The organism is Bacillus sp. FJAT-44742 (assembly GCF_002797315.1).
GTDB lineage: Bacteria > Bacillota > Bacilli > Bacillales > Marinococcaceae > Thalassorhabdus > Thalassorhabdus alkalitolerans.
Map to the genome: position 1 here is coordinate 2,009,250 of NZ_KZ454936.1, position 15,933 is coordinate 2,025,182.

11 protein-coding genes are annotated in these 15,933 nt (G+C 43.6%); 1 reads left to right on the top strand and 10 read right to left on the bottom strand.

Going from position 1 to position 15,933, the window contains the following annotated elements; translation table 11 throughout:
• Positions 1-57: 57 nt before the first annotated feature.
• The gene (locus CEF17_RS09970) at positions 58-2,754 is read right to left on the bottom strand and encodes a cation-translocating P-type ATPase (RefSeq protein ID WP_100399396.1); all 2,697 of its coding nucleotides are present in this window, start codon (positions 2,752-2,754) and stop codon (positions 58-60) included.
• A gap of 98 nt (positions 2,755-2,852) precedes the next feature.
• On the opposite strand from CEF17_RS09970, the gene CEF17_RS09975 reads away from it, so the two are divergent.
• The gene (locus CEF17_RS09975) at positions 2,853-4,583 is read left to right on the top strand and encodes an Rqc2 family fibronectin-binding protein (RefSeq protein ID WP_100399397.1); all 1,731 of its coding nucleotides are present in this window, start codon (positions 2,853-2,855) and stop codon (positions 4,581-4,583) included.
• A 650-nt stretch (positions 4,584-5,233) separates the two neighbouring features.
• Here the strand turns inward: CEF17_RS09975 and CEF17_RS09980 are convergent.
• The 9 genes from CEF17_RS09980 to CEF17_RS10020 all read right to left on the bottom strand — a co-directional run bounded on the left by CEF17_RS09980 (position 5,234) and on the right by CEF17_RS10020 (position 15,816).
• Positions 5,234-5,887, bottom strand: coding sequence for a class I SAM-dependent methyltransferase (locus CEF17_RS09980; protein WP_232725572.1), 654 nt, complete (start codon positions 5,885-5,887; stop codon positions 5,234-5,236).
• Between the two features lie 308 nt (positions 5,888-6,195).
• The gene (gene pyrE, locus CEF17_RS09985; RefSeq protein WP_100399399.1) at positions 6,196-6,828 is read right to left on the bottom strand and encodes an orotate phosphoribosyltransferase; all 633 of its coding nucleotides are present in this window, start codon (positions 6,826-6,828) and stop codon (positions 6,196-6,198) included.
• Positions 6,825-7,538, bottom strand: a complete 714-nt coding sequence (pyrF, locus tag CEF17_RS09990) for an orotidine-5'-phosphate decarboxylase (RefSeq protein WP_100399400.1) — start codon at positions 7,536-7,538, stop codon at positions 6,825-6,827. Before pyrF ends, pyrE begins: the two co-directional genes overlap by 4 nt.
• Positions 7,538-8,449 (bottom strand): dihydroorotate dehydrogenase, encoded by a 912-nt coding sequence (locus CEF17_RS09995; RefSeq protein WP_100399401.1) that lies wholly within the window; start codon positions 8,447-8,449, stop codon positions 7,538-7,540. The genes pyrF and CEF17_RS09995 overlap by 1 nt, the downstream gene beginning before the upstream one ends.
• Positions 8,446-9,225 (bottom strand): dihydroorotate dehydrogenase electron transfer subunit, encoded by a 780-nt coding sequence (locus CEF17_RS10000; protein WP_100399402.1) that lies wholly within the window; start codon positions 9,223-9,225, stop codon positions 8,446-8,448. The genes CEF17_RS09995 and CEF17_RS10000 overlap by 4 nt, the downstream gene beginning before the upstream one ends.
• Positions 9,222-12,446, bottom strand: a complete 3,225-nt coding sequence (carB, locus tag CEF17_RS10005; protein ID WP_100399403.1) for a carbamoyl-phosphate synthase large subunit — start codon at positions 12,444-12,446, stop codon at positions 9,222-9,224. Before carB ends, CEF17_RS10000 begins: the two co-directional genes overlap by 4 nt.
• A gap of 45 nt (positions 12,447-12,491) precedes the next feature.
• Positions 12,492-13,589 carry a carbamoyl phosphate synthase small subunit gene (locus tag CEF17_RS10010; RefSeq protein WP_100399404.1) on the bottom strand — a complete coding sequence of 366 codons (1,098 nt, stop codon included), beginning with the start codon at positions 13,587-13,589 and terminating at the stop codon, positions 12,492-12,494.
• The gene (locus CEF17_RS10015; RefSeq protein ID WP_100399405.1) at positions 13,586-14,869 is read right to left on the bottom strand and encodes a dihydroorotase; all 1,284 of its coding nucleotides are present in this window, start codon (positions 14,867-14,869) and stop codon (positions 13,586-13,588) included. The genes CEF17_RS10010 and CEF17_RS10015 overlap by 4 nt, the downstream gene beginning before the upstream one ends.
• The gene (locus tag CEF17_RS10020; RefSeq protein WP_269799479.1) at positions 14,866-15,816 is read right to left on the bottom strand and encodes an aspartate carbamoyltransferase catalytic subunit; all 951 of its coding nucleotides are present in this window, start codon (positions 15,814-15,816) and stop codon (positions 14,866-14,868) included. Before CEF17_RS10020 ends, CEF17_RS10015 begins: the two co-directional genes overlap by 4 nt.
• Positions 15,817-15,933: the final 117 nt, after the last annotated feature.

The following is a 15,933-nucleotide window of genomic DNA, read 5'->3' on the forward strand; positions in this document are numbered from 1 at the left end:
AAGAGGTGAAAAATTGAATAAAGTAACCCATCAGTTAAGAAACTGACAGGTTACTCGTTATTTTTTCCGATTGCTTCTTCTTGCGTGACTTCTCTGGAAGACATGGTTTCCCGCTAAAGCCACAGTTGGAATAGCAGCAAGCCCTAACACCAATGCCCACTCTCTTAGGTTCAGGCCCGTTGTATGGAAGACCGGCTGAAGAACAGGGGCGTAAATGACAACAGCCATAAGAATGATAGATGAAAGAACCGCGAAAACAAGGTACACATTTTCAAAAGGATTGCGATGAAACACAGAATGTTCGCTCCGACAGTCAAACACATGGATCAGCTGGGCCATCACTAACGTGGCAAATGCGATAGTCTGCGCTTTTGTCAGGTCATCAGGAGCGAAATGCAGGCTTGTCATAAAAGCGGCCAGCGTCACAAGCCCAATCAATATTCCTCTGCTGATAATCTTCCAGCCCAGTCCTCTGGCAAATATACCTTCTCCAGGATGCCTTGGGCTGCGCTTCATCACATCACCTTCTGCTTTATCAAGGCCGAGAGCCATGGCAGGAAGCCCATCTGTGACCAAATTTATCCAGAGAATCTGAATGGCTACAAGAGGAAGAGGAAGACCAATCATCATCGCAAAAAGCATAACTAAGATTTCCCCTACGTTAGAGGCAAGCATGTAACGGATAAACTTTCTGATGTTATCGTAGATATTTCGCCCTTCTTTTATCGCTGCTTTAATGGTGGCAAAGTTATCATCAGCTAATATCAGGGAAGAGGCTTCTTTCGCTACATCAGTGCCTGTCTTCCCCATAGCCACACCTATATCAGATGCCTTCAAAGCAGGAGCATCATTTACCCCGTCACCTGTCATTGCCACGATATGCCCTTGATTTTGCAAAGCCTTAACAATTCTCAGTTTATGCTCAGGTGTTACCCTGGCGTATACGTACACCCGGTTTACCTCTTTTTCAAGCTGTCCGTCATCCATTTTGGAGAGAGTTTTTCCTTCCATTACTTTTCCGTGACTTGGCAGCAGGCGGAGGTCTTTAGCGATAGCTGTTGCTGTTGCGGCATGATCTCCAGTAATCATAATGGTTTTAATGCCTGCCTCCCGGCATTCTTCTATCGCTTTCTTTGCTTCAGGGCGTGGAGGGTCAATCATTCCTTGGATGCCTACCAGAACTAAATTCTTTTCAGCCTCCTCGCCATCATGAGGAAGGACTGGCCCTTTTAGTTCTTTATATCCTATGGCTATGGTCCTGAGCGCTGAATTTGCCATAGCTCCCAGCGCTTTTTCAATCTCCTGCTTCCTAAAGGAAGTGAGCGCCTCTACTTTCCCGTTATATTCGCAGCTGTTTGCTCTATCTAAAAGCACATCCGGTGCTCCTTTTGTTACTAGAAGCTTTCTTCCTTCCTTGCTTTCCACGATGACTGACATTCTCTTTCTCTCTGAATCAAAAGGAAACTCTTTTAAGATTTTAAAATGTTCCCGGACATTTGCCGGATGGATATCCCCTTGTATGGCAGCCTTTACCATGGCAGCTTCCGTAGGGTCCCCGGTTATTTTCTGCTTGTTCCCTTGTCGTCCTCCTTTTATTTCAATTTCCGCATGGTTACAAAGCACTCCATAACTTAAAATCTTTGTAAGAGGAAGAGACTGTGAGACCTTTACCTTTTGGTTCTGTTTATAAATCCCGTTCTCCTGGACACTCCAGTGATTTCCCCAGCTCCATAACGCAGTAACTGTCATTTGATTTTGTGTCAGTGTACCTGTCTTATCTGAACAAATGACAGAAGCACAGCCTAGAGTCTCTACCGCCGGGAGCTTTCTTACGATCGCCTTTCGCTTGATCATTCTTTGAACACCAAGGGCAAGAACGACTGTCACAATTGCTGGCAGCCCCTCTGGTATCGCGGCTACAGCAAGCGAGACACCTGACAAAAACATAATATAAGGAGGCTGTCCCTGCATCACACCTAGAATCACTACAAGAGCTGTAAGCAAAAGAGCCGCAGCAATTAATACTTTTCCTAATTGCTCTAGTTTCCTTTGAAGAGGGGTAGCAAGAGTGATCGTTTCCTGGAGCAAATGTGCGATTTTCCCCATTTCGGTTTTCATGCCGGTGGAGATAATGACCCCTATGCCGCTTCCACGTGTGACCATTGTTCCAGTGAAAGCCATGTTGGATTGATCGGCAAGCTCGATGTCTTCCCCTTTTAACATATCGGCTTGTTTTTCAGAAGGTACTGATTCCCCTGTTAAGGCTGACTCTTCAATATAAAGTCCATTTGCTTCAATTAATCTGATATCTGCACTAATCCGGTCCCCGCTTTGGATTTTGACAATATCACCGGGGACAGCTTGTACCGAAGGAATTGATTTCCACTCACCATTCCTTTTTACTGTCATTTGCGGGGCTGCCAGGTCTTTTAAAGCATCCAATGACTTCTCTGCTTTTATTTCTTGAATAAAGCCCAGGACGCCATTAATCATGACTATGATCATGATAGTAATAGCGTCAACAAATTCACCAAGGAGCCCGGAAATAATGGTAGCAGCTAACAATACGAGAACCATAAAGTCCTTGAACTGCTGAATAAATAAGATCCACCAAGGCCGCTTTTTCTTATCTGAAAGCTTGTTATATCCGACTTTTTCAAGTCTCTTCTTTACTTCCTTGTCCCCAAGTCCCCCATGTATAGAGGTGGACAATCCTTTTTCCACTTCTGAAGGACTAAGTTTATACCATTTCATTTTTCCACCCCTTACCCCACTAGGACTTATCGTCACATCTTATTCAGACAAGCCACAAAACATGCTATACTGTTTGTGAAATGAAAGGGTGATAAGCAATGTCGTTCGATGGCCTTATGACACGAGCAATAACAAATGAGCTAGCAAAAGAGCTGGTGACAGGCAGAATTGCAAAGGTTCACCAGCCTTACCAAACAGATCTTATCGTAACAGTCAGAGCAAACCGGAAAAATCACCAGTTATTACTCTCTGCAAACCCCAGTTTTGCAAGAATGCATATAACAAAAGAAAAATATGAAAACCCTACTGAGCCGCCGATGTTTTGTATGCTTCTGCGCAAGCATATAGAAGGCGGCTTTATCCAGGCAATTGAGCAAAAAGGAATGGAACGGGTCGTCATTATTACAATAGAAAGCAAGGATGAGCTTGGCGATACTTCAATCAAAAAGCTCGTTATTGAAATCATGGGAAGACATAGTAATGTCATGCTCTTAGACGAAAAAACAAATATGATTCTCGACAGCATGAAACATCTCCCTCCATCAGTAAACAGCTACCGTACGATTTTACCGGGAAGAGAATATATAGAACCCCCAGCACAGGATAAAATATCGCCTCTTTCGGTAAATGAAGAGGAAGTTCTCACGAAATTAGACTTTAACCAGGGAAAAGTTGATCAGCAACTCGTACAGCAGTTCAGCGGCCTTTCTCCTCAGGTCTCAAAAGAAATAACCTATCGGGCGGGAATAGGAAATTACAGAAAGATTGCTGGGGTTTTTACCGATCTAATGACCGAGGTGAAAAACCATCTTTATAAACCCGAAATTACGTTTACAGATAAAAAGGAATATTTTTCCGTTATTGAACTGACCGGAGTAAAAGGGAAAAAAATAACCTTCACAAATGTTAGTGAAATGCTGGATAGATTTTATTTTGGCAAAGCTGAAAGAGACAGAGTAAAACAACAGGCTCATGACCTGGACCGTTTTCTCCGCAACGAATGGCAAAAAAATAAGAAAAAAATCAAAAAGCTGGAAAAAACACTGACAGATGCAGAAAAAGCACAACGTTATCAAAAGTTCGGGGAACTGCTTACAGCAAACCTCCATCTGCTAAAAGGCGGAGAAAAAGAAATAGAAGTTCTTGATTACTATGACGAAAACGGAGGAACCATTACGATTCCCCTTCAGCCTGAGAAGTCACCATCGGAAAATGCACAAATTTATTTCCGAAAATACAATAAAGCCAAAAATTCAGTCGAAATTGTTAAAGAACAAATTACCAAAGCAACAGAAGAAATGAACTACCTCGAGCAGCTGATTCAGCAGCTCCAGTCTGCTGCGCCAAAAGATGTAGAAGAAATAAGAGAAGAGTTAGAAGAGGAAGGCTATGTAAAAAGAAAAAAATCGAAGAAAAATAAGAAAAAGAAAAACCAAAAACCTGAATTGGCCTCTTTTCGGTCAAGTGAAGGCATCCCCATTCTTGTAGGAAAAAATAATAAACAAAATGAGTACCTTACTAATAAACTGGCGCAACAGCGGGAAACATGGCTCCATACTAAGGATATCCCCGGGTCACATGTAGTGATTCGAAGTACAGACTTTGGTGAGGAAACATTAAAAGAAGCAGCAAACATCGCCGCTTACTTTTCAAAAGCAAAGGATTCAAGCTCTGTTCCAGTAGACTATACCTTGATCAAGCATGTAAAAAAGCCAAATGGCGCAAAGCCTGGGTACGTTATCTATGATGAGCAGACGACCATTTTTGTCACGCCGGATGAAGATTTAATTCACTCTCTTCAACAAAATAAAAGGCAAGACCTTGTGTGATTAATAAAGACAACTTCTTATGAGCAAATGTTTAGAGGAGAACGGGACAAAACCCAGCTAATAAGAAAGGCCCTCACCTTCGGTGAGAGTCTTTTCTTGTCTGCAGTATTCTACTAGTTGCTTGTTCAAAAATACACTCGCTTGCACCTAAAGGCACAAGTGCGACATCCGTTCAGCTTCATTTCATTCGCTTTACGGTGTCTTCTATGCAGCGGGCAAGGCTTCAGCTAGCCGGGTGAAACCTCCCCGGCGGATCTTCAGCTCTTGCTTTTCCCGCAGGCGTCTCGTGATTTTCGGACCATCAACGAATAGGTACACAAAAGGATACCTTCTGATAAAGTTAAATCACCACAACCTAACAGAATCCGAGGTTTCCTTATTTTAAAAGATGACAACATGAATCAAGTCGTTTTGCCGATGGCCCTGTCCTATAAGCTTCAGGAAAATAATTTAGCTTTTGCCGTCAATGTCTCGTAGAAGCCATACTGATGAAGCATTAAGTGGCTTCTTGCATTCAACTGGCTGTCCAGAAAAGCAGCCGATGATGCGTAGGCAGAAACTTCGCATGAAAAAGAGCCAGGATCTCCTATCCTGGCTCTTTTTCTCTCAGTATCTGGGTCTTATAAGAAGGCTCCTGTGTCTATATCCCGTTATGCTTTCCATTCCACTCTAGTGATCAAACCAAGCCCATCTAACACAGGAGTATGCTGGGTATGACGCGCACCTATTGAGGAAAGAATCTCAGAAAAATCTTCTTCTTGCCAACGATGGCGCCTTGTACTCACGTTAGCCCAAGTTAACAAGGATTCTTTTTCAAAACCTTCCATCCCATGTTTTTCAGCGTAGGCACGTGCCTTTTCCTCATTCATATCCGGGCCTGGGTTTAACATAACAGTGGCTCCTTCAGGTAAGGTTACTCTTTTTAATTCCTTTAACGCTGTTTCTGGTTCCGGCAGTAAAAAGATAACTAACGTCGCAAAGCTGTAATCAAACGAACGTTCCGGGAAGGGCAAATGGTATGCGTCCCCTACTAGGAATTGAGAGTCAGCTTTCCCGGTAGAAGTTTCAAACAACGAACGAGCAAATTTAATCATGCCTACAGAAAGATCAATGCCTGATAATTTATTTGCTTCATTTTTTCCCTTTAGCAATAAACGGCCTGTTCCGCATCCTACATCCAAAACATTTTTACCTTGCCATGATCCTGCTATATCTTTTAGCTGCTGATGGATGGAACCAAGCCATTCGGTCTGTGCCATGTGATCAAAGAAAGTAACTCGTTCATTAAACTCCTCACCGGTCATTTTACGCAACCCTAGTCATCTCCCATTTTTTGTTTTGAGTATAGCATATCCATACCACAGGATAAAGCTTATATTTTTTATTCATTACCCTGGTTAAAAAGCTAATTACTGTGCCTTCGCTGTTGGCTTTTTTCCTCATACGTACATTGCTGCCAGACTGTCCCTCTCACAATAGCAAACCTGCTGGATGACCTGCTGACAGAAAAGGTTCAAACACTCGCACATTATAGAGCTTAAAAAAAGACGGCTCATTGGCCGTCCTTGATAGTTTGTATTGTAGAAAAGCATGTGCGGACTCGTTCTTCTTTTCAGGAATGCATCCAGGAAGTATCAGCAGGATCTTTTTTCCAAATACGAAGCTTACTTCTATCTTCCGGCTTAATTAACTCTTGTTCAGCGGCTATTTCAATTAACGTATCATAATCAGTGAGCGTGACAAAAGGCAGGTCAGCTTCTTGGAGCTGCCTGAAGCCCTTTTCAAGCTCATATGTAAATATGGCTGCTGCCCCTGTTACTTCCACCCCGTCTTCTCGGAGTGCTTCTGCAACCTGGATCATGCTGCCGCCGGTAGAAATAAGATCCTCAATAATAACTGCTTTCTGTCCTTTTTTTACTACACCTTCAATTTGGTTTCCTTTTCCGTGGGATTTTGATTTCCCTCTCACATATATCATAGGAAGACCCATTCTTTCAGCGACCAGAGCGGCATGGGGAATCCCGGCAGTAGCTGTGCCAGCAATCACTTCTGCTTCCGGGTAATGGTCTTTTACAAGCTGGGTCAATCCATCAGCCACCTGTTTTCGAACTTCCGGAAACGAAAGGGTAAGGCGGTTGTCACAATAAATCGGTGACTTGATACCCGAAGACCATGTAAATGGTTCATTAGGCTGCAGGCTGACCGCATCGATGGTTAATAAAGACTGAGCTATCTCTCTTTTCATATTTGACCCCTCCATAATTTGTTCATATCGTAGTATGCTGCCAACGGATCTTGTGCTTGTGTGATGCTTCGCCCTACCACGATTGCTGTGCTTCCAAGCTCTCGTGCTCTTTCAGGAGTGGCGACACGGTGCTGATCTCCTTTATCCTCTGAATCCATCCGAATACCTGGCGTGACTTTCAAAAAATCCCCGCCGCATTCTCTAGATATAACCGGAACTTCTAGGGCAGAGCACACAACACCATCCAACCCTGAAGCCTTAGTATTTCTCGCATAATGAGAAACTACAGCTTCCATGGGTTCACTGATTAAGAGGTCATCTGTGAGCATCTTTTCTGTGGTACTTGTCAGCTGAGTAACTGCGATACATGCGGGACGCTTATTCCCTGAAATCGTCCCCTTATCAAGCCCCTCTATTGCTGCTTCCATCATCTGTTTTCCACCGGCTGCATGGACATTGACTATGTCAACATTTAATCGGGCAAGCCTCTCCATTGCTGATTTAACAGTATTCGGGATATCATGAAGTTTTAAATCAAGAAATACTCCGTGTCCCCTGCTTTTGATTTCTTCCACAAAATGAGGTCCTTCACTGTAGAAAAGCTCCATCCCAACCTTTACATACAAGGATTCATTGCTAAAGAGAGATAAAAATTTCAATGCTTTTTCTTTTTCCGGAAAGTCTAGTGCAATAATCAAGGGGTGATCCATTACCGGGCCACCGCCCTTCTTTGCAGTTCAGCTAACGAATGAATCCCGTACTCTTCGAGCTTTCGAGGCAGTTCTTCGATAATGGTCGGGCATACAAATGGATCGGTAAAGTTAGCCGTGCCGACAGCTACGGCATCCGCTCCTGCGATAAGAAATTCAATCACGTCTTCTGCTGATTGAATGCCGCCCATCCCAATGATAGGAAGATCCGTCACCTGCCGGACTTGATACACCATTCGGATTGCTACAGGCTTTACTGCAGGCCCTGACAATCCACCCATTGTATTAGCAAGTATCGGCTTTTTTGTTTTCAGGTCAATTCTCATTCCTAAAAGGGTGTTAATCATTGTTAAGCCGTCGGCCCCTGCTTTTTCTACAGCTTTAGCGATTGCTGTAATATCAGCGACGTTTGGAGAAAGCTTTACATAAACGGGTACTGTCGCTGCTTTTTTCACACGTGCAGTTAACTCTGCTGCAAGCTCTGGATCCGTGCCAAAAGCAATTCCCCCTACTTTTACATTAGGGCAGGAAACATTCAGCTCCAATGCACCAACATTCGTAGAAGCCGAAAGCTCTTTGGCTGCCGTTTCATAATCTTCCATTGTGGAACCAGCTACATTTGCCAAAATAGGGACATCAAATTGCTCAAGCCATGGAAGCTCTTCTTCCTTTACCTTATCGAGTCCTGGATTCTGCAGTCCAATCGCATTTAGCATACCAGCTGTCGTTTCAGCAACACGAGGGGTTGGATTCCCGAATCTTGCTTCTACGGTTGTTGCTTTAATGGCTATGGCTCCTAATTGACTTAAATCGTAAAATTTAGCAAATTCTTTTCCAAATCCAAAACAGCCAGAAGCAGGCATCACAGGGTTTTTCATAGGCAGCCCCGGAAGGTTTACGGATAAGTTCATGAAAGTACCACCTTTCTTAGCGGAAATACTGGTCCATCGCTGCAAATTTTCTTGTAAGAAGTTCCTTCAGGATCGTCCTGTAAATGACAGACACAGGCAAAGCATGCACCAATTCCGCAGCCCATTCTTTCTTCAAGTGATACATATCCCCTGGCTTCTGGATAAGAAGCTTCTAACGCTTTAAGCATAGGGGTAGGTCCACAGCTGTACAACCAGTCAAAGGAAAGGCCTGCTTCTTGAATGGCATCAGTCACAAAACCGGAAATCCCATAACTGCCATCAGCCGTAGCAACTACTACGTCTCCAATTTCCTTGAATTCCTCTTCATAAAAAACTGTCTCTTTATCTTGAAACCCAAGCACAGAAGTGATATGAAGCCCTTTTTCTTTTAACTTTTTTCCCAGGTAGTAAAGAGGAGGGACACCTATTCCGCCTCCTACTAAAACAACAGATTCTCCAGCTTCTGCTTCCTCAATAGGAAAGCCGTTGCCAAGGGGACCAAGTACATCAACTTGTTCCCCTTTCTTCTTGGCTGCCAGCTCTGTTGTCCCTTTGCCTTCTGCTCTAAAAAGAATGGTAAAGCAATTGTTTGTATGGTCAATATCACAAATGCTGATCGGACGGCGAAGCAGGGGGTCAGTCCCTGCGCTGGTCTTTATGTGAACAAACTGACCCGGGCTTTCCATTTCCTCTGTCATCGTGCCTTGAAGAACCATTTTATAAATTCCTTTGGCAAGAGGCGTGCATTCTATCACCGTCAACCATTCTTTTTTCATATCTGCACCTCTTCTTTTACAGCAGTCTTCTCTTCAGCCATTGCAGGCATCGGTTCAGATGCAAACGTGATCATCTCAAGTACTCCAAGCAGGGCGGCCGCAGTATCCATGGAAGTTAAGCAAACGACACCGTTTTCCACGGACTCCCTGCGAATACGGAACCCGTCTCTTACTGGCTGCTTTCCTTTGGTCAATGTATTGATGACAAATTGAGCTTCTCCTTCGCGAATCACATCTAAAAGATTCGGCTTCGCATCACCAATTTTATTAACTACTGTGACAGGTATTTGTTCATCCCGAATCAGCTTAGCCGTGCCTTCCGTTGCCATAATATTATAGCCAATCCGGTGAAAGCGACGGACAAGTGCCATGGCTTCTTCTTTGTTTTTGTCAGCAATCGTAAACAACACTGAGCCATGCTGAGGAATTTTCATTCCAGAAGCAATTAACCCTTTATAGAGTGCTTTTTCCAACGTATAGTCTCTTCCCATTACTTCTCCGGTTGATTTCATTTCCGGCCCAAGTGTAATATCGACCCGGCGGAGCTTTGCAAAGGAAAATACAGGAACCTTCACAGACACTTCCTCTTTTTCAGGATGATAGCCCGTTTTGTAGCCAAGGTCAGCGAGTGACTCTCCAAGGATGGCGCGGGTGGCAAGCTTAGCCATAGGCACACCAGTGATTTTGCTTAAAAATGGAACCGTACGGCTTGATCTTGGATTCACTTCAAGAACATAAACCTCATTATCATGAAGGACAAACTGAATGTTAAGAAGGCCGACAATGTTAAGTCCTCTTCCAAGGGCAATGGTCCTATCTATTACTTTTTGTTTTACTTGGTCAGACAGCGTCTGCGGAGGATACACGGCGATAGAGTCTCCTGAATGCACTCCTGCCCGTTCAATGTGTTCCATAATCCCGGGAACAAATACCGTGTTTCCATCTGAAATCGCGTCAACTTCAATCTCTTTTCCGATCAAGTACCGATCCACCAATACAGGGTGCTTTGGATTTACTTTCGCTGCTTGTTCCATGTACCGGAGAAGTTCGGTCTCATTATCTACGATTTCCATCGCACGTCCGCCTAGTACGTAGGAAGGACGCACAAGCACAGGATACCCGATAGAAGTCGCAATCTTTACAGCCTCGTCTACGGAAGTAGCTGTTTTCCCTAGAGGCTGTGGAATATTTAACTGGTTTAACGTTTGTTCAAATTTGTCACGGTTTTCTGCACGATCCATATCTTCAAGGCTAGTGCCAAGAATGTTTACTCCATGAGCAGCCAGGTCTTCCGCCAGATTAATTGCTGTCTGGCCGCCAAACTGTACAACTACACCTTCCGGCTTCTCTTGGTCAATGACATGCATGACATCTTCTACAGTTAATGGTTCGAAGTAGAGTTTGTCGGATGTGCTGAAGTCTGTGGAAACTGTTTCAGGGTTGTTGTTAATAATGATAGCTTCATAGCCCGCTTCTTTGATTGCCCATACCGTGTGAACAGTCGCATAATCAAATTCAATTCCCTGTCCTATTCTAATCGGCCCGGAGCCCAGTACAAGAATAGATGGCTTGTCAGTGTTCTCTGCTTCATTTTCCTCTTCATACGTGCCGTAATAGTATGGAGTAGCCGAAGCGAATTCAGCTGCACATGTATCGACCATTTTATAGACGGGGATGATTCCGTGCTTTTTACGGAAATCGCTAATTTCTCTCTCTGTGCAATTCCATAATTCTGAAATCATTACATCAGCAAAGCCGTATTCTTTTACTTCCTGCAAAAGCTCTTTGTCAAAAGGATGTGCTTTCACTTTTTCTTCATAGGATACTAAGCCTTCCATTTTATACAGGAAGAAGAGATCAATAGCTGTAATATCATGAATCTGATCTCTCGTCCATCCTCTGCGAAATGCTTCCCCAATGTAAAACAGTCTTTCGTCATCTGCTTTTGCAAGCTTTTTCGTTAATTCGTCATCAGACACATCTTTTGTTTTTTCCAGCTTCAGATGGTATACATTTGTTTCCAGAGAGCGGATTCCTTTGAGAAGGGATTCTTCAAAGTTTCTTCCAATAGCCATGATTTCACCTGTCGCCTTCATCTGAGTGCCAAGTGTCCGTTTTGCTGAATCAAACTTATCAAAAGGCCAGCGCGGAATCTTTGTGACTACATAATCAAGAGCTGGTTCAAAGCTTGCATAAGTAGTCTGGGTGATAGGGTTAATAATTTCATCCAATGTATAGCCGACAGCTATTTTCGCTGCGATTTTCGCGATAGGATATCCAGTAGCTTTGGAAGCAAGTGCCGACGATCGGCTAACCCGCGGGTTTACTTCGATAATATAGTAATCATAGCTGTAGGGATCAAGGGCCATCTGAACGTTACAGCCCCCCTCAATTTCCAGTGCTCTAATAATTTTTAAGGAAGAATTTCTCAGCATATGATATTCTCTGTCAGCAAGCGTCTGACTTGGTGCCACTACAATGGAGTCTCCCGTATGAATCCCTACAGGATCAATGTTTTCCATGTTACAGACTACGATAGCTTGATCATTGCTGTCTCTCATTACTTCATACTCAATCTCTTTATAGCCTGCTATGCTTTTCTCTAGAAGACATTGGGTTACCGGGCTGTACTTTAATCCAGAGGCGACAATTTCTTTCAAATCGTCTTCATTATAGACAAGTCCGCCGCCTGTCCCTCCTAGAGTATAGGCTGGACGTACAATGATGGGGTATCCTATTTTTTCAACAAATTGATACGCTTCTTCAAGCGTGTGGACAATTTCGCTTTCAGGCACCGGTTCATTAAGTTCATTCATTAAAGAACGGAAAGCATCTCTGTCTTCGGCTCGTCGAATGGACTCAAGTTCGGTTCCCAGGAGGGTCACATTGTATTCTTCGAGGATGCCATTATCATATAGTTCCATCGCCATATTCAGTCCAGTCTGCCCCCCTAATGTAGGCAGCAGTCCGTCCGGTCGCTCCTGACGAATAATACGACTCACAAATTCAAAGGTAATGGGTTCAATGTACACCTTATCTGCCATGTTGGAGTCAGTCATTATTGTGGCTGGATTGGAGTTAATTAAAATAACTTCATACCCTTCTTCTTTTAATGCCTGGCATGCCTGCGTGCCAGCATAATCAAATTCAGCCGCCTGGCCAATCACAATAGGTCCTGAACCAATCACTAATATTTTTTTAATATCCTCACGTTTTCCCATGTTGTCTCTCCCCTTCTCTTATCCAATAATGAAAACTAAGCAGCTTTAAGCGTTGACAGTTTTTACGCTTTCGTTTTTACTCTCTTCTATTAAGGTCACAAACCGGTCAAATAAATGATTGGCATCTGCTGGCCCTGGACAAGCTTCCGGGTGATACTGGACGCTGAAAGCCGGATATTTGGAGTGAGAGACTCCTTCTACTGAACCATCATTTACATTAACGTGAGTGAGCACAAGATCCGTTTCCTTCAATGACTCACGGTCAACCGTATAGCCATGATTCTGGGAAGTAATGTCTACTTTGCCTGTTTCGATTTCCTTCACTGGATGGTTAGAGCCGCGGTGGCCAAATTTCATTTTTGAAGACGTTGCCCCAGCAGCCAGACATAGAAGCTGATGACCAAGGCAAATTCCAAAGATCGGTACTTTTCCAAGAAGACCTTGAATGGTTTCAACGCCTTCCTTTACATCTTCTGGATCCCCAGGACCGTTGCTAAGCATAATGCCATCGGGTTGAAGCTGCATAATTTCTTCAACAGGGGTGTTATAGGGAACTACAAATACATCGCAGCGCCTTTGGATAAGATTTCTTACAATTCCGTGCTTTGCACCAAAATCAATCAATACGACACGGTGGCCGAACCCGGGTGCGTGATAAGGATCTTTAGTGGATACTTGCTGAACCTGGTTTTTCACTAAAGCTGTATTTCTTAATTCCTCCGCTACCTGGGTTACATCAGCATCCATGGAGCAAATTCTTCCTCTTAATGTCCCATGCTCTCTAATTAAACGTGTCAGTTTTCTCGTATCAATGCCTTCGAGCCCAGGAATTTCTTTTTCCTTTAACATTTGATCGATCGATTTTTCATTTCTCCAGTTATTTGGAAAAGAGGAAGCTTCTTTAACAATAAGGGCTCCTACTGACGGAGCAATCGATTCAAAATCATCCCGGTTAATGCCGTAGTTTCCAATTAAAGGATACGTAAGGACGACAAGCTGCTGACAGTAAGAGGGGTCTGAAAGAATCTCCTGGTATCCCGTCATTCCAGTGTTAAACACCACTTCCCCTGTCATTTCTTTTTCACTGCCAAATCCTTTTCCGATAAAAACTTCGCCGTCTTCTAATATCAATTGTCTTTTCATTGGAAAACCTCCTCTTTCTCATACACGACTACACCGTCCACCATGGTTAAAACAGGCCATCCTTGGCACACCCATTGTTCAAATGGTGTATTCTTTCCTTTGGATTCAAATACTGAGACATCTATCTTTTCTTCTTTTTCAAGGTCTATTAATGTAAGGTCTGCTGCTGCCCCGATTTGAAGCGTCCCTTGCGGAAGGCCAAATACTTCAGCCGGATTCTTTGTTAAAGAGGCGACCAGGTCGGCTAATGAAAGATGGCCTTCTTTCACAAGGTGGGTGTAAAGCAGAGGAAAAGCTGTTTCTAGACCTACAATTCCAAACGGTGCTTTCTCAATTCCCGCCTCTTTTTCCTCTTCTGCGTGGGGAGCGTGATCTGTTGCGATAAAGTCTATTGTACCGTCCTGAAGTCCTTCCAGGAGAGCGTCTCTATCTTCTTTTGCTCTAAGTGGAGGATTCATTTTAAAATTAGGGTCAAGGCCAGGGATATCTTCATCGCATAATAACAGGTGATGAGGGCTTACTTCTGCTGTCACGTGAATTCCCGCGCGTTTGGCGTCTCGAATGACACGTACAGATTCCTTAGTACTCACATGACATACATGATAATGAGCGCCAGCTGCTTCCGCGAGCAGAACATCCCGGGCAATATGTACCGATTCACATACTGACGGAATTCCATTTAATCCGTGCTTCTCTGAAAACGTCCCCTCGTGTACTGATCCCTTATTAATCAATGTGTTTTCTTCACAGTGGGCAACAATGGCCACATCTGCCCTTGCTGCAGCTTTCATGGCGGCAAGCATCATAGAAGCATCCTGTATACCGACTCCATCGTCCGTAAAAGCAAAAGCACCCATTTCTTTAAGCCTGGCAAAATCAACTAGTTCTTTTCCCAACTGTCTGGTAGTAATAGACGCATAAGGGAGTACCTTTACGAGAGCCTTTTCTTTAATTTTGTCTTGAATCAGCTGAAGGTTACCTTCTGAATCAGGTACCGGCCTTGTATTTGGCATTGGGCAGATCGTCGTAAACCCGCCGCGCGCAGCTGCTTTCGTTCCTGTTTCAATGGTTTCTTTGTGTTCTCCACCAGGCTCTCTCAAATGCACATGAACATCGACCAGGCCAGGAGTAAGGAGCCTTCCGTTCCCTTCAATCACTTTTTCAGCACCCGGAGAGACAGAGCCGATCTCTGCAATTTTACCTTCTGTTACTTTTATATCCCCTTGTTTTAGGTTTCCATCTTCCCCTGTGAATTTCACATTTTTAATTACGATACTCATTTTTTGTATCCCCCTTTGGTTAATTGAAGTACATGATCAAGTACAGCCATTCGTACGGCTACTCCATTTTTCATCTGTTTAAATATGCGTGACCTCTTGCATTCTACCAATTCGTCTGCTATCTCTACATTTCTGTTGACCGGCGCAGGGTGCATGATTATGCTGCCTGGTTTCATCAACCTCTCTCTTTTAACAGTCAGGCCATATTTCTGATGAAACTCCTCCACCCCTGCTACCATTTGGACCGCGTGCCTTTCATGCTGGATTCTCAGCATCATCATTACATCAGCCATTTCTGCCGCTTCATCCATTGGGATATATCTCCTGCGGAGCTCACCTTCCATCCACTCTTCCGGACCGCTGACAAAAACGTTGGCTCCCAGTCTTTCCAGGGCTTCTATGTTCGAACGGGCCACACGACTGTGACGTACATCGCCAGCAACTACTATGTTTAAATTTATAAAACTCTGAAACTCTTGCTTAATCGTAAGCAGATCTAGCAAAGATTGGGTAGGATGGTGACCGCAGCCGTCTCCTCCGTTAATGATTGGAATATTAATTTTGCCGGCCAGCTCATCAAAGTAACGATCGGTCTCATGTCGAATCACTACTACATCTGCTCCAAGACTTTCAATGGTTTTAACCGTGTCATAAAGAGTCTCGCCTTTTTTTACACTGGATGTATCTGCTTCAAAATTTAATACTTCCAGACCCAGTTTTTTCTCAGCTGCTTCAAAGCTTAATTTTGTTCTTGTGCTTGGTTCAAAGAATAGATTAGCGGCGAAAACATTTTTTTTCTCGAACCAATAAGGAGTATGTGCAAACTCTTGAGCGTTTGTAAGAATTTTATCGATTGTCTCTAACGGGAGGTCTGTCATTGTCAAAATATTTTCCGTGGCAGGTTCTGTTACTTTCCCCATCTCTTTTTGCAATTCAGTTTCAAGCATCATCTTTCATTCCTCCTTATTTTTGAACTCGCTTTTTTTCTATAAAAAAACCCTGAAGAAGTCATCTTCAGGGTGAATAGAAGCAGGCGAAAGAAGAGAGGCAGCTTGCCTCGCATA